Genomic DNA, 20,486 nt, shown 5'->3' on the forward strand with positions numbered 1-20,486 from the left:
CTTTTTTTTTGTGCAAAACCAAAGATCGGGCTTAAATCTATGCCTAGAATTAAGACAACTTCAGTATCTTTGGGCCACTTTTGGGGAAAATCCCTAAAATTACGATTTGATTATTAAGTTATTAAAGACTAGACACGATGCCAGTTGCAACGCATACGTTTAATGAGGGGGAGCAGACCGTAGTGCTGCACCTGCAGATTGCCAAGAATGAGTATATGAACTTGGTGGATAAAAAGTTGAAAGAAGTTCGCAAAAACTTCCAACAGCCTGGTTTCCGCCCTGGCAAGGCTCCTATGGGTCTATTGCGTAAGAAATTTGGGAATGAAATCCTTTGGGATGAAATGAACAAAATTTTGGACCAAGAGGTGCGCAATTTCATCCAAGAAAAAGAACTAAAGGTATTGGGTAACCCTATGCCTCAAAATAGTCTAGAAACGAACATCAACAAACCTGTAGATGTAGAACTAGACATCGAGATTGGTTATATGCCTAAGCAAGAGATTGTTGGCATTAGCGAAGATACTGCTTTCCCTTTCTACAAAGTAGAAATGAGCGAAACAGAGCTAGCTGAAGAAATCGAAGCACAGCGCAAGCAGCGTAGCCAAGACCTTAGCGAAGATGCTACGGATATCCAAGACAACGACCTTTTGGAAATCAAAGTAGTAGCGAACAATGAGGCTGCTTGGACCAATGAGTCGACTATGGTTGCCATGGACAAAGCCACAGCTGATGTACAAACTCAACTCAAAGCTATTGAGGTAGGTGGAAGCATTGTTTGCAAGTTGTCTGATTTGGATACAGCCCTAACTGCTGAGCGTCGTATGGGTATGTTCTTCCCTGAAGTAGAAACAGAAGAGGAAGATGTAGAAGTAACTGTAGAAGTACTCAAAGTGAAGCGTCAGATTCTTCGCGAATTGAATGAGGAGTTCTTTGCTGAGCTTTTCCCTGAGGATGAGATCAAAACAGAAGAAGAATTTAAGGCAAAATTTGCTGAAATGGTCAGCGAGCAATTTGCCCCTGCTGCTAAGAGCATCTACTTCCGTTATGTTTATGAGGAGTTGATGGAGAAAAACAACTTTGAACTTCCTGAGAAATTCTTGCGCAAATGGCTAGAAGAAAGCCGTGAAGAAAAACAAGAAGAAGTAAATGACGATAACTTTGCAGACTTTATGCGTCGTCTACGTTGGTCTTTGATCATCGATCAATTGACTAGCGAGCACAATGTAGAAGTAAGCCAAGAAGAAGTAGAGCATGCTATCCGTATGGCTATCGCTCGTCAGTACAACTTCCAAATTCCTCCTTACCACCCCATCATGGACAGCCAAATCGAGAACTTGATGAAGGATGAGGCTACTGTTCGTCAGTTTGGAGAGCAAGTACAAGAACAAAAAGTATTTGAAGCCCTCTTCCCTCTCTTTGGTAAAGCTGAAGAAACTGTAGATGCCGCCAAATTTGACGAAGTCTACAAAGCTCGCTTCGAGCAAAACGAAGCAGCCACTTCTGAAGAAGTTGTAGAAGAAGTAGAAGCGGAAGACGCAGAATAACTACTGTCACATATATAGGTATTACACCTAAACGAAGAGCAGGACTACAAAATGTAGTTCTGCTCTTTTTTTATCTAAATGTTAATTTATATTGATAAACTGTTAACAAATCTAGGCATTCATTGCAAAAAGCTAAAAATCAGCGTTTTTTATTTTGAACATTTAAACAATATCTTAATTTTGTAACTGTAGAGACTGCTGTTGCATTTTGGCAGTTTCTATAAAGAAAACAGCTATACTATAAAACAAACTGCTATGCCTACACCGCTTAACAAAAGCTATCACTTTGCAAATGATGAAACAGAGATTCAGTTTCAGTTTAAAGATTTACGCAAAATCGTTTTAGATCTTCGCGCACTTAATCATGAATTAAGACAACGAATTGTTCGACTTCTGTTGGATAATGGCCCAATGACCGTCACACAGCTCTATATTAAATTGCGTATCGAGCAATCTGTAGCCTCCCAACATTTGGCCATCCTCAGAAAAGCTAATATTGTTTTAGCAGAAAGAGAAGGCAAGTTTATCCATTATCACCTTGATAAAAATCAGCTAGAACGTATTGAAGAGTTACTAGCAGGCCTACAATAAACTCCTTTTCCATCTTTTAAAATCAACGCAATCATGGCAACAACTCTGTCTTCTAACAAACAACCAACTAACCATATCGATTTGCACCTTCTTGATCAAGCTAATCAAACTATCCGGGCACTAGCCCATGCACTCCGTCTCGACATTCTGTCTTATATCGACAAACACCCTGGCACGAATGTCAATAGTATCTATAATGCTTTAGAACTAGAGCAATCTATCACCTCTCAGCATCTACGCATTCTCCGACAAGCAGAACTCGTTATCTACGAGCGACAAGGAAAACAAATTCTCTATACACTTAACTACTCTAGATTGCATTCGTTACAGTCTGCAATCAAAGATTTTTTAAAATAAAGGCAATTTAGGGACTGCCGAAAAAGAAAGCTCCTGCGAGATATCTCGCAGGAGCTTTTCTAATCCTAAGATAAGGCTGCTTAAAAGCGCTCTTTAAAATCTAAACGATTTTTATCCTTCTGATAAATGCTCGTTTTAACGGTTCGCTTGCCCGTTTTACTATCTACCGACTCTTGCTCAAAACGCAAAAGCTCATTTTTATACGATAAACGGCCTTCTAGCTTTTGCCCAAAGTCTTCCCCAACTTGCAGTAAATAACTCAAACTCTCTACCTTGGACCCCGATTTCTTAAAGGAAACTGCATCTACCGTAATCATATTTCCAGCCTCCTTTTTGCTAGCATAAAGCAAGACCCAGCCCTTTTTTAAAGCAATTTTCCCCAAAGGGAAGTATTTAGTCCCCGCCGGAATATAACCTATATCCAATTTGGCCACTTCTGTAGCAGGCAAGGCCTTCGCCAACTGCCCACAAATTTTTTCCAACTGCTCGGCTTCCAAACTGCCCGAAAGATCTTTAAAATGCCCCAACAAGGCCTCATCTAATTGTGCTGAAAGCCCTAGGCTCAACAACATACTCAAAGAAAATAATAGGAAATTTTTCATCTTGTCATTTTATACTGAACTCACAAAAAGGAAGCCTACTCATAAATTAGGTCCACATAAATAGGTAAATGATCGCTAAATCCACCCAAAAACTTGGGCCCACCATAGGTCCGAAATGGCTGCAAACCCATATACGCCCGATCTTCTTCCAGTAAAAAACGAGCTGCAAAAATTTGCGCCCCCAAAGGACTCGCCCGCAAATGCCCTTTGGCCGTTTCTTGGACCAATGGCGTAGAAACAACCATATGATCTAAGGTGCCCCAATGTCCTCTAAATTTATGAGATCCCAATTGCCAATTCTTAGACAATGCATGCATGTAGTTATACATATCGCCCGGCCCCAAATCTTCTTTTTCGGGCACAGCACGCAATACTTCGGTCAATGAAATGTTTTCGGCCTCATCATTAAAGTCTCCCATAACGGCTATTTTAGCCTGCGGACTCGCTTTATAAATAGAGTCTATTTTGGCCCGAACCAAACCCGCTACATAAACCCGCTTGGGCTCACTTGCCGCCTGCCCCCCTCTTCGAGAAGGCCAGTGATTGACAAAAATGTGCAGACTGTCTTTGCTCCCCAACACTTTTCCGCAAACGTAAAGAACATCCCGCGTTTTGACAGCCGTATCAAATGGAAAAACGACCCGAATGGGCTCATGATGCAAAACCTCAAATTTGTCTGAGCGATAAATAAAGCCCACATCAATCCCCCGCCGATCGGGAGAGTCCTCATGCACAATTTTATAACGGAATTTCTGCAAAGGGGTCAAACTCAACAAATCTTCCAAGACTTTTCGGTTTTCCAACTCGCAAAAGCCCACCATTTCGGGTGGACCGCCCCAGCCCCCAAGGGCCGTCAATACCTTATAAATATTACTTAATTTCTGCTTATAGCGATAATAACTCCAGCCCTTCAGGCCCCTTGGCGTAAACTCATCATCCCGTTTTTTGGGGTCGTCTTCTGTGTCAAAGAGGTTTTCTACATTGTAGAAGGTCAAGCGAACCGCCCGCCCCTGCCGAGCTCCATCATCAAAGTTTTTGAGGCCCAATTTCAAGGCGCCTTCTTCGGCCTCTCGTAGGGCGCTGCTGTCTGCCTGAGCAGAAAGTTGCCAAAAACTAGCACAACACCATAGTAAAGCTAGATAATACCGCATTTTCTATAATTTTAAAGTAGACTAATGTATTTTTGATTTGGGGCCTGCGGGCCAAAGGCCCGCCCTTACGCTTCGGGGCTCGCTGTTCGCTCGGCCCTGCGGCGGCAAAGCCGCCTGGGTCTGGCCTTCGGCCACCCCTGCGCATCAGTAGGCCGCTCAACGGCCTTGTTTTGCTTTGGGCCGAAGGCTGCGGCCGCTGGGCCGCTTTTGGTCCAGAAAGGCGCGAAGCGCCTTGGCTTAGGGATGGAAAGCAGTGGCCCGCAGGGCCAGACCAAGGCGCTGCAAGCGCCGAAGGGCCGAGCGAACAGCGAGCTGCGACACAGCCCGACCCGACCGCAGGGAGGGGAAGCCCCAAAAAAACAGCTCCCCTACCCTAGCTAAATTACACAAATTGCTGGGCTCCGCCTTAGCCCCTCTACAATCTTTACCCTTTTTTAATTTGCGCCGCAAAAATGAAAGCTTGGAAACTTCGCTCTTTTAATACCACTACCGCTCAGCAGCTGCAAGAGGCGCTGAAGGTGCATCCTGTTTTTTGCCAGTTGTTGGTCCAAAGAGGGGTGCATGATTTTGAGCAGGCCAAACAATTTTTTCGGCCCAATTTGGCCAATTTGCATGCGCCTAATTTGTTGGCGGGTATGCCTGCTGCTTTGGCGCGTTTGGGGCAGGCCTTGGCGCAGGGCGAAAAAACCCTACTTTTTGCCGATTATGATGTCGATGGCCTTTCCGCTTTGCTCATTTTACATCGCATATTGGACCAAAAGCTGCCTTTAGATTATCTTTTGCCCGATCGTTTTGAGCAGGGTTATGGTCTTTCGGTTTATGCGGTAGAGTTTGCGCAGGCGGTAAATTGTTCGCTCATTATTGCTTTAGATTGTGGTAGTCGGGACCATAAAGCGTTGGCATTGGCCCAAAAGCTGGGCATTGATGTGATTATTGTGGATCATCATGAATTGCTACGTAAGCAGCAGCCCAAAGCAGCGGCTTTAATCAACCCCAAACAAGCCCAATGCGGCTATCCCAATTCGGAAATTACGGCGGCGGGCTTGGCCTTTAAGTTAGCCCAAGCCTTGGTGGAGCAAGAAAATTGGCCAGAGGCGCCACTTTGGCCGCTTTTGCAGTGGGTAGCGCTCAGTTTGGCGGCAGACCAAGCCCCATTGACTGGCGAAAATCGAATTTTGGCCCATCATGGTTTGCGTTTTTTAGAAGAGGAGGGAGAAGAAATTTTGCAGCAGATTCAGGAGCGTTTGGAGCGGCCAAGGCCTTATAATATGCAGGCGCTTTATTTTGGTTTGGTGCCCTTGCTCAATGCGCCGGGGCGGATGGGGCATGCTCAAACGGCTGCTGATTGCTTATTGGCCAAGGGAGAAAAGGAGCAAAAGAAGAAATTGGAGCTTTTGTTTTTGCAAAATCAGGCGAGAAAAAGGGCTCAGGAAGAGGTTTATCAGGAAATCCAACGAATATTACAAGAGCAGGGGCAATGGTTAGAGCGTTCGCTTTTGTTGTTGGCCCAGCCGCATTGGCCGCTTGGTGTTTTGGGCATTTTGGCCAGTCGATTGAGTAAAGAATGGGGGCGGCCCTGTCTTCTTTTTGGGCAAAATAAAGCGGGTAACTGGCAGGGATCGGGTCGTTCTCCTGAAGGGCAAGAATTATTGCCTGCGGTAGAGGCTTGTTCTGCGCAGTTATTACAATATGGTGGGCATAGTCGGGCCTTGGGTTTACAGCTCAAAAAAGAAGAATTGGCTGCTTTTGAGGCGGCCTTAGAGGCCCAGCTTTATCAGCAGTTGAGTCGGGGGCCAGAGCCAGAAGCCATAGCAATAGATGCTCAGTTAGATTTTTCTTTAATTGGGCCAAAGTTTTGGAAATTGCTCAAGCAATTTGCGCCCTTTGGGCCGGGCAATCCCAATCCTTGTTTTATGAGTAAAAACCTTTGTGATAGTGGCTATTCCAAGGCGATCAATCAGAAGCATTTGCGTTTATTTTTGCGGCAGGGGCAAGGGAGTCCGCAAGAGGGAATAGCGTATAATTTTATGGAACATTTTGAGCAGATCAAGAGTCGCAAGCCCTTTCATTTATGTTATCAATTGGAAGAGCATTTTTATCGGGGGCGGCGGAAATTGCAATTTGTGGCTAGAGACATCAAGTTTTAGTAGTCTAAAAAAGGAAAGGGCTAAGCTTAAACAGCTTAGCCCTTTTTTAGGTCATTAGCCCAAATCATTTTCCATTAAGCCGCCGCCATTGAGGCCAGCGCCCAGGTCTAGTTGGACCTCAATTTGGTCAATAAGGCTTTCTCCGGCTTTGAGGTTTAGGCCAGAGAAATCGATACTAATATCTCGGCTATTTCCGCCTTCTTCGATAGGGACAGAAAACTGTCCAGCTTGCAGGTTAACTTGTCGGCTACTTTCCAGATATTCAAAAGAATTAGTATTGAACTTCAGGTCGGCGATTTGGAACTCTACGGCTGCTTGGTGGATCCAGTTTGCTTGGCTATCAGAAGTAAAGAAAGAGCCATTTCCTTGGATTTGGAGTTGGTTATCTTGGTAAGTGTAGCTTCCTTGGAGCGTAAACTCATCATTTGTCATGCTAAGATAATCGAGCAGGGCTTTGGGTTCGGAGCTACCGCCTTTAGTAAAGCCGAGTTGGTCTTCGATTCCTTCATAGACGACATTTAGTTCTTCGAAGGCTTCGAAATGTTCTTCTTGGGCCATTTCGAGTTCTTCTTGTAATTCGTCTAATTCGGCTCGAATATCGTCTAGTTCGGCTTGTTCCTCTGCAGAGAGTTGATTTTGGCGGGCTTCTAGGCCTTCTTTGGCGATAGTTTTCTCTTTAATTTGGTCTTGAAGATCGAGGGTTGCATCTTCTGCGGCATAGAAAAGTTCTTGATCTTGGGCGACCACATCAGTATATTCAAAAAGCAGGTCTAGGACGGGGTCGTATTGATTGAGTAAAGAAAGGCTATTCACATCTCCATCTTTAATCAGACCTGCTTCGAGTTGTTCGTGTAATTTTTCTACTGCGCTATATTCTGCATTACCAGAGCCCACACCATCTACGCCAGTATTTCCTTGTAAGACCTCTTGAATAGCTGCGGTATAGCCAGCTTGGAATCCCTCCTTATATTGTTGAAAAAAGGGTTGAATTTGGCTTTGGTAGAGTGCTTGAAAGTTAGCTTTTAGTTGTTTCCGAATAGATTTATCGAGGCTACGTTTACCATCTTTATCAAAGTCGGCAATAAAATTATCATATTCTGCTTGTAGGGCTAAAACTTGATCATCAATGTAGTCATTTTGGTTTTGGCCAGGGGCCAAAGCGGTAGGATGCTCCTGTCCAAAAATGCGAATTAGATCAGCGTAGGCATTAGTAACTGCAACTGCTAAAGCTTCATCTTCATCAGAGGAAGACGTTTGTTGGGCGGCCTCTGATTTTTCTTTTTTGATTAGTTCATTTAAGGCCTTTCTCATCTCGCCAACTAAGCGGTAGCGACCTTTTTCCATTTCGGCAGAAGAGGAATTGGGACTATTGTAAGAATCTTCGATCAGGAGTTCCCTTGCTTTTTCGTAGCCTTGGACATATTTATCTTGGCCTACATTTCCGGCAGCGGCTAGGAGTTGAGTTTGATAGTTAGTTGCTTCGGCTAGGGCGGCTCCTTCTTCGGCTGTTTCGGAATTATTGATTCCTTCTACTAGGCCTTTTCGGGCACCTCGGATATATCCTTCTTTAAAACTTTGCAGTTGTTTTTCCCATTCGGCAATTGTCTTTCGCATGAATTGTTTGTCCTCATTAGACAGCTGTTCTGTTAGGAGGCCTTCTGCTTGGCTAATGAGTGTTGTAGTGAGTTCTTGATGATTTTCTAGGGGCGTAGCATTTTGGTCAAACCCTAATAGATTTTGAGCTTGGCCTTCAATTTGGCTTAGGATATTAGGGATTTGGCTATCCTCTAATTCTTCGGCGGCCGCTTGGCCTGTTTCTTTTGCGATTTGAATAATTTTGGGTAAGAATGCTTTTAAGTCTTCTAGCATAGTAGGCACTCCGTTCGCTTCAAACTCTCCTTGGAGGTTAGCCATTTGGCTGGGGCTAGCTTGGCGTTGGTCTCGGCCATAAGAGTAACCTTTTTCATAGGCATTAGCATAGGCATCGCCTAAGGTAGTTCGCAGCTCTTCTATTCTTTGGTCGAGGACAGAGCTTGACTTTTTGGTTTCTCCATTGATTGTTTGGTTGAGTCCATCTTGCCGTCCAGTTGTGCGACCAAGGTGAAACTGTCCTTCTAATTCAGAGGCATAAGACAAAGTAGGATCTTTGGGCGTATAGCTTAATTCCTCAAAATTATCTCCTTCTTTTTCGTTAGTTGCGGCTAAATAGCCTTGTTGGTAGCCTAAGTTATAGGCTTCTCCCTTATCAAAAAGGTATTGATAGCCATTTAGGAAACCCTCCTGTGTTGGTCCATCTAGTTTTTCGGCTTCTGCTTCCTTTTGGGATTCAAAATTTTCGCCATTGAGCAAAGCTTTTTTGTGTGCAGCAATATCTTTTCGGGCGATTTCTTGGCCCAATTGATAACCTCTATCGTGGCCTCCGCCTTGTATTTTTCGATTAACTTCTTCTGTACTAATTAGGCCAGCTTGTAGCATTTGGGCCATTTTATAGCCTTCGGCCTTACCTGCATTAAAAGCGGCTAGGGTATTTTTATCGGCTTGGGCATATTCTGTATCCTTGCCTGCTGCAGCGGCCAGCGCCTCTTCTTGTCCGGCCAGTGGAGGATATCCTTCTACTGACTGATAACCAAAGAGGAGACCGTCTTGACGGGCTTTTTCGGCACTATCTTGTTTAGCCACTTTGGCTGTTGCATCTTCTAATGCTTGCTGGTAACCTTTTTCGATTTCCGCCATTTGGCTATCGACCTTAGCTAGTGGATCTTCGGGAGCGCTTTCTTTTTTAGGATTAGCAGCAGCTTTTTGAGCCTTCTCTTCTAATTCTTTGCGTTTTTTGCTCAGTGCAGCTTGCATTTTAGCTTCTTTTTGGGCCAAAATCTCATTAGCTTGAGTTTTAGCCGCAGCTCCAATTTGGGCTTCGGGAGCTTCCTCATCGCCATAAAGTTTTAGGCTTCCACTAAGGTCGCTAGCATCTTGTCCATTAGCAAGCTTTGCTATAAACAACCAGTTATCATAATCTAGGTCATAGCCTTCCCTAAATTCATCAGACTGGCCAATAGAAGCTGCTTGAGCGCTATCATTTTCGTAGCCCTCAATCATTTGGGAAAGTGCTTGTCCTCTAAAATTATCGTATTGGCTAGCTTGGCGGCCGGCGCTATATCCTTGTTGATAATGAGAGGTAGGCGTAGCTTGTTTTTGTTTACCCGTCATTGCGTCGTCATAGCCTTCAAAATATTGCTTTCCCTCTCGTTCTCCTGCACTTTTCCCCACGCGATAGCCCTTAGCAAAAGCCATTTCTAGCTTTTGGGTATCGGCTTTTCCTTGCATTTCTTCTTGGATCACTTTGGCTAAGCCTTCTTTTTTCTTTCTCCAAGCTTCATCCGGCGTTTGACTAGGGCGTTCTTTTTGGGCTGTACTTTCATACTTAAACCAAAGCCCATAACCATATTCGCGGCCTTTTTCTACATAATCAACACCTCCAGCAGTTTGGCCAAATTCCTCTTTAGCATTTCGGAGTTCTTGAGCTTCTGCTCGTTCTTCTTTTGTTTGAGCTTGTTTTCCCCCATCTGCTCCACTATAGACAGTTTGATTATAGCCAATATAATAGCCTTTTTCGAACTCCTCGCCTTCTGCTTTGGCATTTGTAAAGGCTTCTTCTACTTTAGCGTCTACTTCTGCTTTTTTGCTGGCATCGCCTTGAGCGGCTCGATAGTGGTCATAAAAGAGTCCTCCCATATGTCGTCCAGCTTCATAACCTTTTGCTTTTGGGCTATCGGCAGAGACGGACATTTCTTTATCGACTAGTTTTTGCTTTTCAACATTATAATTTGTATTAAATGCGTGATAATAGCCTGTACTGAACTCTTTTTTGACATTTTCGTCATTGAGTTGTTCATCGATAGTGGCCAGATTTTCCTCAATCTTTTCGATTTTGGCAGTTAAGGCCTCTTTTTCTTTAGGATCTTCTGTTTGTTTGAGGTCCTTCTTATAGCGGTCTAAATTTACAGTAGCAGCCGCAGCAATTTTGCCAATATCCTGGCCTTTTTTGTACTCTACACTATTTGTTTTAGCTTTTTGCTCATTATCTAGCTTTTGCTGCTTAAACTTATTGTAAGAGGCGTTAAACGCATGAAAATAGCCTACCTCAAAGCTTTTCTTTTGCTCTGCAGTTTGTTCTTTGTCCTTTCCTTCTGCAAAATACTGTTTAGCGGAATCGGGGACAGGAGGAAGGTTTTCTCCCAATTCAGAGAGTGGTAGCGTTCCTTTCAGGACTTGTTTTGCTTTTTCTTCAGAAGACATAGCGGCCAAGGTTCCCATAACATGGCCTACCGCATAATGGGGATCTTTTTTTCGTTCCTCTTTTTCAGCTTTTACTTTAGTTTCTTTGCCCTTCATATAGGAGGCATTGAAGCCATGGTAAAATGCGCGAGAGTAAAGCTTTTTGGGATCGTCTGCGATAGGTTGGCCAGAAGCATCTTTATTATCGTCGGCATAGTTTGCCGCTTGCTTGCCCTGCTCTTTAGTCATGCCTTCTGGGGCTTTGCCTTGGCCTTCTGCTAAACCAATATTGTAGCCCAACTCATATCCTTTGCGATAAGTGGGATTTTCCATGAGTTCAGCGGGGCCGGGCATTGATTTTTTGACCGCGGCTGCGCGGGCCTGCATATAAACTGCATTAAATGCGCGATAATAAGCGACTTGATACGTTTTTGAGCGATTATCTACAGCGGCTTTAAGCACCTTAGCTCTTTCTTTATCCTCCGCTTTGCTGCTATTACTTTTTACGGCTGATTCTGTCCCATCTTTAGTCCCTTCCTGGGCTTCTGGGTCGGTAGCCATTTTTTGTTGTTCTTCAATTTGGGCTGCTTCTACTTTTAGTTTTTGGCCTTCTGGATAGCCTTGGTTGAAGCCTTGATAAAAACCCGTTTGATATTTTTGGCTTTTACTAGCAATAACAGCTCTTTGTGCTTCTACATAAGCATCAGCAGTTTCTCCTTCTGCAAAGGGAGCCACATTCATTTTTCCAGATTCATCCGTCGTTACTTTTTTACCTAATCCTCCAGACCGGCCTACATCTAAGCCAAAAGCGCGACCAGCTTCTAGCTCTTGTTCCTCAGCACTTTCTTCGGCAGTTTTTGCTACTGGTCCCATATTCATGCGGGCGGCAAAAGCGGCTCCCGCCTCTTGTCCTTTTTGGTCTCCAGTTGCTTCAGTTGCAGCAGCTTCTCCACCAGCGGCGGAGTTTTGCTGTTTATTTTGCGGATTACCCGTTGCCGTTGTTTCTCCTGTTTTGGCATCTCCTTTAGTTTCACCGCCGATCTTAGCTTCTTCGGGACTAACTTCTGTATTTTTTTGGCTTGCTTGGTTCGCAAGTTCTTCGGATTTAGCTTCTTCTTCAGCCGAAATATTTTCTTCTGATTTAGTCTCTTCTACAGCTCCTTCGGCTAGGGTTTCTTCTAGGGCGGCTTGGAGTTCAGCTGCAGCGGCAGAGATCTCATCTTGCTCTAGCGTTTCTTCTATAGCGGCATCTAGCTCCGTTTCGTCATAAGTGGGAATCGGTTCGCCTAAGGTTGCGGCAATTTCTGCATTGAGTTCAGCCTCATTAAAGGCGGCGCCTAGTGGAGGCAAATCGTCATCATTGGCGGCAGCTGTTTTGCTGCTGCTCTGCTCCTCCTCTCCTTCTTGCAAAGAGATGCCCTCAGCCAACTTCTCAATACCACTATTTAGGCTAGCCGCCGAGAGTTGTTCGTTGAGAGGGCTAGCCGATTCGTTGAGGGGTTGGCTAAACTCCTCTTGGGTACTTTCTTGGTGGAAACCTTCTGCGGGAGTTTGGACGACCGCATTGGCTTGGCTATCGACTTGTTCAAAAGCAGATTGAACAGATTGCAACTCTTCATTGGCCTCAAATTCTTCGAGGCTTTGGTAGAGCTGTTCGTAAATGCGTTGCTTTTGGTTTTCTTGCGAAGTATTTTGGTTTCCCTTAGACATAACTTATAAGGCTTAATTTGGAGCAAGGTAAAGGTATTGCATAGGCCCTAACAAATTACTAACAAAAGGGCCCTTTGCCAAAACAAAGACTATATATTTTTCTTTTCTTTTCCGAATTGCGTACTTAGCAGTTCTTTGAGGGCCATTTGCGGCTTTTTTTGGCCTAGCGATGTGCAGGGGTGGCCGATAGGCCAGACCGAGGCGCCGAAGGCGACGAAGGGCCGAGCGAATAGCGAGCCCCGGAACGTAGCGCCGCAAGCGGCCCGATGAGCATTAGCGAATTCTGGGCTGCGCAGCGGAGGCCCCAAATCAAAATAAAAAGAAATACATCATGAATAGCAAGAAAATTTGGAGCTTAGGCGCTTTACTTTTGTTGGGTTTTAGCCTAGAGGCGCAGATTGTAGACAATAGTCATTTGATTAACCTCAAAGACGTTCTTCCTTATGTCTATATCTTTTACGTGCTTACTTTCCTGGCCCTTAGTTTACTCATTATGAAGCTTTTGAAGCCTCAAATGAAGGCTTATTTGCTTTATGCGGCTTGTATTTTGGCCATATTGGGGGCGGCCTTTACCAATCAGGCCTTTAATAAGATTCAGGATGAGCAACTGCCGGGGGTAGCGGGCAGTGATATTCCGAAAGAGGAGATGAGTGATTATAGTCGGCAGATGGTAGAGAAGCAAGAGCGGGAAGTATCGCAGCAGAAGATGGCCAATTTCTGGATCATTGCCATTCCAAACATTATTATGTTGGGTTTGGGGGTTGTCTTAGACATCAAAGCCCGTCAATCAGGGACTGACGGGCAACAAGTTCGTGGTCGATATGACGGAATGTAATTAGCGGAGGCGGTCAGAGTCCTTAACGAGTTGGTCATCGGCATTGATGGCGCGATTGGCCAAAAAGAGGAACAACATAGATAGAACCGGGGTAAAAAGGCCTAAGCCTGCGCTAATTTCCTCTGCAATATTCATGGTCCAATAAGAAGCTAGTCCCATAAGGATCAAGCAATTGGCTAGGCTCAAATTATTGAGTAGCATTTGTAGTTTACGATTCTTAAAGAGAAAGATCGTGGCCAAGCTGAGCACCGTTGGAAAAAGGGCGAGCAGGAGCAAGATAAACTGGTCCATCAAGTCATAATCGCCATCTTGTAGGGGGCCTTCAGCGGTGCTGGGGGCTGTTCCAAAAGGAAAAACGAAGAGTAGGGCTAGCGCAAGGGCCGCCAATAACATGTAAATTGTTTGAATACGTTGTATCATAATAATTCGGCTTTTTTTCAGATGAAATTAGGCCACAAAGTTAATTAATTCAGTTAAATGAACAAGTCTGCTCCCATCTATATCCTAGCAGCGAAAAGGAGTCCTATTGGTCGTTTGTATGGGGCTTTGCGAGATATTCGGCCCGATGATTTAGGCTTAGCGGTCTTGCAGCAAATGACTGATTTTTCGGTTATGGATCTAGAAGCGATTTATGTAGGGGCGGCCAATCAGGCGGGAGAAGACAACCGAAATTTGGGGCGACAATTAGTTTTTTTGGCCCAATGGCCCCCTCATATTTGGGGCATAACAGTTAATAGCCTTTGTAACTCTGGTCTAGATGCCTGTATTCAGGCCTTTAGGGCCTTGGCTTTAGGAGAGCAAGAATTAGTTTTGGCGGGTGGGGTTGAAAGCATGAGCCGCAGCCCCTTTGTTCGTCTAAGGGAAGAAGATAATGAAGTAGATAGCACCATTGGTTGGCGATTAACCAACCCCTACCTTCCCGCTCCCTATGCTCCTTTGAGCATGCCCGAAACAGCAGAATTATTAGCGCAAAAAAGAGGGATTAGTCGCGCTGAACAAGATGCCTATAGCCATGCTAGTCGGGCCCGCTTTTTAAAGGCGCAAACTGAAGGCGCTTTTTGTAAAGAATTAGTCCCTATTACTGACCGAGCTGGACAGCTAGTTTTGGCCCAAGACGAACAAGCCCGACCACTCCCCTTATCCCTTTTAGAGAAGCTCCCGCCCCTGGTCAAAAATGGCCAGTTTATTAGCTTAGGTAATGCCGCTCGCTTAGGCGATGGAGCCGCCTTTTTGCTTTTGGCCCACAAACAATATTTAGATAGAGAAGGTGGAACGGCCTTGGCCGAAGTTCTTGCCTGGAAAAGCGTTGCTGTTCCTCCAGAAGACATGGGAGAAGCCCAAATTATTGCTGTTCAGCGCCTGTTGCAGCAAGAAGGACTTAGCAGTAGCGAAATTGATTTTTTTGAATTTGCAGAATCTTTTGCCCTCCAAGGCATCCTAGCCGAAAAGGCTCTAGCTCTTCGGCCCGAACAACTAAACCCCTATGGCGGCAGCCTAAGTATGGGGAACCCCTTAGGTATGGGCGGAGCCCGCATTGTGGTCTCTCTAGCCCATGCTTTGGCTCGTCATCCAAAAGCAAAATATGCTATAGGTGCTAGCTCGGCAGGCTTGGGTTTAGGAACGGCTATTTTGTTAAAGAAACATGTAACAAAAAGTCAAATAGAGGGTTAATTTTAATATGCAAAAAACTTATATTTGCTGCCCATCAATTCCCTCCCCCTCCCCAAACAGCCCTAATATAAAATTATCTATTATGACTGCTTTTACCGGAGAACTCTCTAGCCTAGCACAATTCAAAGACGCTTATTTTCTATCTGAAGAGGAAATTTCACTCATTCGTGAAAAGAGTAAACAACTTCCTCAAGACGCACTAGATAAAGCAATCGAACAGCTTGCCTATTCTTTAGAGCGAGGCCCATTTAGCAGTCATTACCCAGACTTTCTAAAGGTGCATATCCACCAAAGAAAAGAACAGATTATAGGGAGCTATAGCCTACATGTTCTAACCGATGATTTTGTTGAAGAACAATCTAAAATTCGCCTCGATATTTTACAAAGAGGGGTTAGCTTAGAAGCCTTTATTCGATTACTCGCTCAACTACATGAGATTTTCTTCAATATCCTTAGGGAACACTACCCTCAGGATATAGATTTACTCATCGCCTACAAGAAGTTCAACCAAATTGATCTCAATATTCTTGCTAGAGAATATCGTCACAAAATGGTCTCTGAACTTCAACAGCAAAATGATGCCCTTAGAGAACTTTCTACCCCCATCGCCCAAATTTGGCAGGGCATTTTACTCCTCCCCCTTGTCGGCTTTATCGACTCGCACCGAGCTCAAGAAATTATGGGTAATATGCTCCAACAAATTGCCGAAAAATCTGCCGAAGTCTTTATCCTTGACATCAGCGGAGTGGTTACCGTAGATACCGCCGTCGCCAATTACCTCATCAAAATGACCCATGCCGCCAAACTCATGGGCACTGAATGTATCATCTCTGGCATTTCCCCCTATGTGGCCCAAACTATGGTAGAACTAGGTATCGATATCGAACAAATCCATACCACCGCTAGTATGCAAGATGCCCTCAAACAAGCTATCCAAACTAGCCATCACGAGCTAATTACAAAATAAATTCCCTCCCCTTATTCCACTAAAAAGCCCCAGACTACTTTAGTCTGGGGCTTTTGCTTTATTGCATCAACACATCCATTACCCGATTCGGATAATCACTTATAATTCCATCTAATGGATAAGCCAACATAGCCTCTATATCCGCTGTCTCATTAACGGTCCAAGGGATCAACTGCATTTTATGCCCCTTTACCCAATCTACCAAAGTATCATTGACCATAGAAAAATGACAACTGTAAATCTCTGGCGTGAACCCCAACTCATCCAAATCTTTCTGTGGATCGTCACTCTCCTCCACCAACATAGATATCGGCATTTTTGGCCGCTTCTGTCGCACCAATCGCAAGGTTTCCCAATCAAAAGCCTGAATATTAGCATGCCCCGCTATGCCCGCACTGTCTATGGCCTCTAACACCAAATCCACAAATTGATCCACAGGCGGACAATATCGACCATCATACTCCGGCAGTCGCTTGATCTCTATATTATAATGTATCGGCCGCTCTAATTGCGCCTTCATCTCAAATAAATTTACCGACTTAACCACATCCAACAAGCGAGGCTTAATCACTTTCATCTTCTGCTGAGTCGGAAAATATGGATGCGGCAAACTCCCACAATCATACTTAACCAGTTCCGAATAGGGCATCTGATAAATACTATAACGCCGCTCCTCATTCGGCCCTATCGGCTGCCCATCCAACTTGTTGGCCAACAGATGCGAAATCCAAGGCTCATGAGAAAGCACGACCTGACTATCTTTGGTCACTACTACATCCAATTCTAAGGTCCGAACCCCCAACTCCAATGCTTTCATAAAAGCCGGAATCGTATTCTCCGGCATCAATCCACGGCAACCTCTATGGCCCTGAATGTCAATCTCTCTAAATTTAAAACTACTCATTTTAGGTCGTTTTGCATCCAGCTCCACAACCGCCTCCTCTTCAGCCTGAGGCTCCGAGACGTTAGCACAACTGTAAAGGCCAAAAAATAAGGGCAAAAACCAAAGTAAAAAAGTATTTTGTCGCTTCATCATAGTCTATCTGATTTGATTGTCTTTCTTTCGTATTTTTGCTGCTGTTTTGGGGCCTGCAGCGGGCGGTTACTCCCTTTGGTCGTCGAACTGCAGCCTAAAGGCCTTGTTGTCGTTGCGCAGCTCGCTGCTGTTTTGGGGCCTCCCGCCTGCGGCGGGCGCTACGTTTCGCAGCTCGCTATTCGCTCGGCCCTTCAGCGCTTCGCGCCTCGGTCTGGCCTGCGGCCACTGCTGCACATCGCTAGGCCAATTGGCCCCCTGGGCCAAAGGCGGCTCCGCCGCCTCCCAAACGCAAAATATACTTCCAACAAAATACAAAATCCCTAGAGATGTCTAGAGCTATCTTCTTGCTTTTTATGGCTTTTAGTGCAGGCCTTTGGGCTCAAGCCCCTAGCACTACCGTCAACAAAATTATTTTGGACCAAGAACTAAACCTTAACCAAAAACACAAAAAAACCCATAGCCAACAATTAGATTTACCCCTAGACCCCGAGTTCTGGACCCAGTTCGAAAGTATCGAGTCGGCCCAACTCCTTTTCTATATCTATTCTGGACCAAATGGCCAGGCTCAATTCATTGCCGATAGCCTCGCTAACCCCTCCGAACTCCGCCCCATCCTCCAATGGGCCCAAGGCGATCAAATCTTTAAGCGCCCAGCCAACACCCAACTTCCCTACGGCCTAGAATGGGCCATTCTCAAAGACCCCGCTAAAGAAAAATGCCTCGAACGCTACCACAAAAAGGGTATCTCCCCCTCTGGCTGGTGGAAACGCTGCATCCTTAAACGAGATTACTTTATCTCGCCCAATTATTATAGCCCTGTCTATAGTCTCCCCAGATCTATCTACCTGAAAGAAGTGCCTCAAAGCCTGCCCCTACTGCTCAGAACTAGCGCCAAAAGCGATACCGTCCGCCTGAGAATTCAAGCAGTACTGCGCCTCAAGGGCAAACGTAAAGCCTATGAGGATTTAGACCAAAGCCTGCGTACGGGCCAAAAGGGCCGCCAACTGATAACAGACCCGCGCCCCAACATTGCCATCCCATTCCGTAGCAGAACCTACCTCGCAGAGATCAAATCCAATGAGCTCTTTCCCAGCCTTGGCCAATAACTCAAAAATATAACTGACTTCTGCCAAATCAAAGCCCCCCACGACTGGCGTGCCTGTATTTGGACAAAGTTCTGGACGTAAGCCGTCTATATCAAAGCTGATGTATATCTTCTGGGGCAAGCGCTCAATAAATGGCAAGACCATCTGTTCAAAGCTTAGCCCCCGCATTTTTCCACGAGCCAAGTCTTGATCAAAAAGGACCTGAATGCGCTCGCCTTGCTGCTTGATGTAATCTACTTCCTCATGACAATAATCCCGAATCCCCATTTGGACCAAAGACAGTTTGGGCATGCGCTCCAAAGCATTATAGAAAATAGAAGCATGAGAATAAGTGAAGCCCTCATACGCTTCCCGCAAATCACAATGTGCATCAATTTGCAAAATGGCAAAGCCCTCTTCATGACGCTCGGCCAAAGCACGCAAATACCCTAAGGGCGTAGAATGGTCGCCCCCTAATAGGCCTACATATTTTCCCTGCTCTAACAAATCCTTAGCCTGCTGATAAACCCAGTTTTCTAGTTTTTCACAGGCAGAGTTCACCGCCAAACGAGCCGCTTCATCGCCTCCCTCACCAGCTTCTAAAGCATCTATATGACGAGTGGCCAAACTTCTAGCCGTCTGACTTTGGGCCAATAGCTGCGCATCGGGCTGCCGCATATAAATGCCCATTTTATAGGCATCTGGGCAATCGGCCAAGTAGAGGTCCAACTGATAAGAAGCCTCTAGGATATTGGCTGGCCCCTCAGCCGTTCCAGCCGAATAAGAAACAGTGGCCTCCCAAGGGACAGGCAAAAGGACCAAATTAGCGCTCTCCTCCGTAAAAGGTAAGCCAATAAAGTTATCATTCTTTAGGGCAAAGCCACTAGGATCAAAATCTTGAATAGACATGCGTTAATATTTTGGACGAAGTTCGTGCTTTTCCCTTTTTTTCAAAGCAATTCCCTACAAAAAATTAAGGCTTGGGCCCGCTTCCTTCTGCTCTTTTTTCCTCCATAGATAAAAGCCTGTGGCCCCCTCTGGCTGAGGGATGGATAAGGGTGGCCCGAAGGGCCAGACCCAGGCGGCAAAGCCGCCGCAGGGCCGAGCGACCTGCGAGCCCTGACACAGCCCGACCCGACCGAAGGGAGGGGCAGCCCCAAAAAACATCCCTCTACTTCCGCTTCCAATAAGCAAGAGGCCAAAAGCCCAATTTGCGATAGGCCCAATAGGCCAGACTAAGATCAAAGGCGGCCAAGCCCACAAAGGCCGCTATAGCCGCCCCATCAATGCCTAAAATGGGAATCAAACAGTATTGAAGGATAGCCGTGATGGCTAAGGATAGCGCCAAGAGATAAGCCGCCATTTTTTCTTGGCCCACCAAGCCCAACAACTGGCTAACGGGCCCTACCAACACATGTAGGCCCTTGCCTAAACATAGCCAAACTAAGGCCGTATAGCCCTGCTGATATTCGGGACCATAAATGAGCAAAAACCAAGGCCCAAAGGCGATAAAAATAGCCAAAACGGCAGTAATAACTACGGTAATCAAAGCCGTACTCCGTTGGTATAGTCGTCCCAACTCCTGTAATTTCCCCTGATGATAAAGCGAAGAGAAAGTCGGTAAACTAACGGTGGTCAGCACCAAATAGGGAATTAAAGCAATATCCGAGAACTTTAAGGCCACATTATAGTAAGCGATCTGCTCGGGGGGCAGCTCAAAAAAGCCCAAAAACAAAATATCTATCCGGCTATTGAGCAAATAGAGCAAGGAGCCCAAATTGAAATAAAAACTAGCTTTTTTGTAGGCAGGAAGGTCCAATGCTGGCCAATTGCTCGCTTTTGGCTGCACCCGACGATAGCGCCGCCAAAGCCAAAAGGCTAGGCCCGCCGCCGCAACAAAACTCAGGCTTCGTCCAGCAATCAGGCCCAAATCGCTAATGGGGTAAGCGGAGAAATAAAGCAGGGCCAAAAAGGCAAAGAAGAGCAAAGGCTGCACAATTCGGTCCCCCAATTGGCCCCAACTCATCTGTCCCTCTGCCCGCAAGGCCGATTGCCAAAGATGCAAAAAGGCATAGGCGGGAATAATAGGCAGGGCCCAAAAATAATAATCCGCATAATTGCTCAAGCCAGGTATATTGGTATACCGAAGCAAGAGATAAAAGCCAATCATCAGGAGCAAACTCGCCCAAAGGGTCCGTTTCTCGGCCCAAGCTAGCAAGGCATCTCGCTTGCCCCAAGCTTTTTGGTCCTTAAAGATAGGTAGCTCTTTAAGCAAAAGATCATCTAGGCCCATATTGGCCGCTAGTTGAATAATCAATAGCCAACTGAAGACCAAACTATAAATGCCAAAGCCCTCATCTCCCCCCAAACGGGCCAAAAGGACCGAACTGAGAAAAGTGAGGGCTGATAAGCCTATTTGTAAGATAAAACTCCAACTTGCCGCCTTAATTAAAAAGCGCCCCAAGGGACTTTCTGTTCCAATCTTGGCCAGCCATTTCTTCCACATTGCTTTCCC

General features: G+C 45.5%; 14 protein-coding genes. 7 read left to right on the forward strand and 7 right to left on the reverse strand.

All coding sequences use genetic code 11. From position 1 onward, the window contains the following. The first annotated feature begins 137 nt into the window (after positions 1 to 137). The 3 genes from PPO43_RS05095 to PPO43_RS05105 all read left to right on the forward strand — a co-directional run bounded on the left by PPO43_RS05095 (position 138) and on the right by PPO43_RS05105 (position 2,492). Complete coding sequence (locus PPO43_RS05095; protein WP_272620727.1) at positions 138 to 1,544, forward strand: trigger factor; 1,407 nt, start codon at positions 138 to 140, stop codon at positions 1,542 to 1,544. Positions 1,545 to 1,799: 255 nt separating this feature from the next. Continuing rightward, positions 1,800 to 2,135, forward strand: coding sequence for an ArsR/SmtB family transcription factor (locus PPO43_RS05100; RefSeq protein WP_272620728.1), 336 nt, complete (start codon positions 1,800 to 1,802; stop codon positions 2,133 to 2,135). Between the two features lie 33 nt (positions 2,136 to 2,168). Then, positions 2,169 to 2,492 (forward strand): ArsR/SmtB family transcription factor, encoded by a 324-nt coding sequence (locus tag PPO43_RS05105; protein WP_272620729.1) that lies wholly within the window; start codon positions 2,169 to 2,171, stop codon positions 2,490 to 2,492. Positions 2,493 to 2,572: 80 nt separating this feature from the next. Here the strand turns inward: PPO43_RS05105 and PPO43_RS05110 are convergent, their stop codons facing one another. Together PPO43_RS05110 and PPO43_RS05115 are read right to left on the reverse strand one after the other, a co-directional pair. Then, entirely contained in the window at positions 2,573 to 3,094 is a 522-nt protein-coding gene (locus PPO43_RS05110; protein ID WP_272620730.1) for a hypothetical protein, read from the reverse strand. Positions 3,095 to 3,129: 35 nt separating this feature from the next. Beyond that, positions 3,130 to 4,245, reverse strand: coding sequence for an endonuclease/exonuclease/phosphatase family protein (locus PPO43_RS05115; RefSeq protein ID WP_272620731.1), 1,116 nt, complete (start codon positions 4,243 to 4,245; stop codon positions 3,130 to 3,132). A gap of 452 nt (positions 4,246 to 4,697) precedes the next feature. On the opposite strand from PPO43_RS05115, the gene recJ reads away from it, so the two are divergent. Beyond that, positions 4,698 to 6,392: a single-stranded-DNA-specific exonuclease RecJ gene (gene recJ / locus PPO43_RS05120; RefSeq protein WP_272620732.1), complete on the forward strand. Its 1,695-nt coding sequence runs from the start codon at positions 4,698 to 4,700 to the stop codon at positions 6,390 to 6,392. Between the two features lie 54 nt (positions 6,393 to 6,446). On the opposite strand, the gene PPO43_RS05125 is transcribed toward recJ, so the two are convergent. Then, positions 6,447 to 12,377 carry a hypothetical protein gene (locus tag PPO43_RS05125; RefSeq protein ID WP_272620733.1) on the reverse strand — a complete coding sequence of 1,977 codons (5,931 nt, stop codon included), beginning with the start codon at positions 12,375 to 12,377 and terminating at the stop codon, positions 6,447 to 6,449. Between the two features lie 331 nt (positions 12,378 to 12,708). Between PPO43_RS05125 and PPO43_RS05130 the strand changes: the two genes are divergently transcribed. After that, positions 12,709 to 13,212 carry a hypothetical protein gene (locus tag PPO43_RS05130; protein ID WP_272620734.1) on the forward strand — a complete coding sequence of 168 codons (504 nt, stop codon included), beginning with the start codon at positions 12,709 to 12,711 and terminating at the stop codon, positions 13,210 to 13,212. Here the strand turns inward: PPO43_RS05130 and PPO43_RS05135 are convergent, their stop codons facing one another. Then, positions 13,213 to 13,632 (reverse strand): DUF4293 domain-containing protein, encoded by a 420-nt coding sequence (locus PPO43_RS05135; protein WP_272620735.1) that lies wholly within the window; start codon positions 13,630 to 13,632, stop codon positions 13,213 to 13,215. 57 nt (positions 13,633 to 13,689) lie between these two features. On the opposite strand from PPO43_RS05135, the gene PPO43_RS05140 reads away from it, so the two are divergent. Beyond that, entirely contained in the window at positions 13,690 to 14,883 is a 1,194-nt protein-coding gene (locus PPO43_RS05140) for a thiolase family protein (protein WP_272620736.1), read from the forward strand. A gap of 82 nt (positions 14,884 to 14,965) precedes the next feature. Beyond that, positions 14,966 to 15,850 carry an STAS domain-containing protein gene (locus tag PPO43_RS05145; protein ID WP_272620737.1) on the forward strand — a complete coding sequence of 295 codons (885 nt, stop codon included), beginning with the start codon at positions 14,966 to 14,968 and terminating at the stop codon, positions 15,848 to 15,850. 58 nt (positions 15,851 to 15,908) lie between these two features. On the opposite strand, the gene PPO43_RS05150 is transcribed toward PPO43_RS05145, so the two are convergent. From PPO43_RS05150 to PPO43_RS05160, 3 genes are all read right to left on the reverse strand, one after another. Next, the gene (locus PPO43_RS05150; RefSeq protein WP_272620738.1) at positions 15,909 to 16,886 is read right to left on the reverse strand and encodes a glycerophosphodiester phosphodiesterase family protein; all 978 of its coding nucleotides are present in this window, start codon (positions 16,884 to 16,886) and stop codon (positions 15,909 to 15,911) included. 965 nt (positions 16,887 to 17,851) lie between these two features. Beyond that, a complete protein-coding gene (locus PPO43_RS05155) occupies positions 17,852 to 18,880 on the reverse strand; it encodes an agmatinase family protein (protein WP_272620739.1) in 1,029 nt (342 codons plus the stop codon). 262 nt (positions 18,881 to 19,142) lie between these two features. After that, the gene (locus PPO43_RS05160) at positions 19,143 to 20,477 is read right to left on the reverse strand and encodes a flippase (protein ID WP_272620740.1); all 1,335 of its coding nucleotides are present in this window, start codon (positions 20,475 to 20,477) and stop codon (positions 19,143 to 19,145) included. Positions 20,478 to 20,486 lie beyond the last annotated feature (9 nt).

Source organism: Saprospira sp. CCB-QB6, from assembly GCF_028464065.1.
Classification (GTDB): domain Bacteria; phylum Bacteroidota; class Bacteroidia; order Chitinophagales; family Saprospiraceae; genus Saprospira.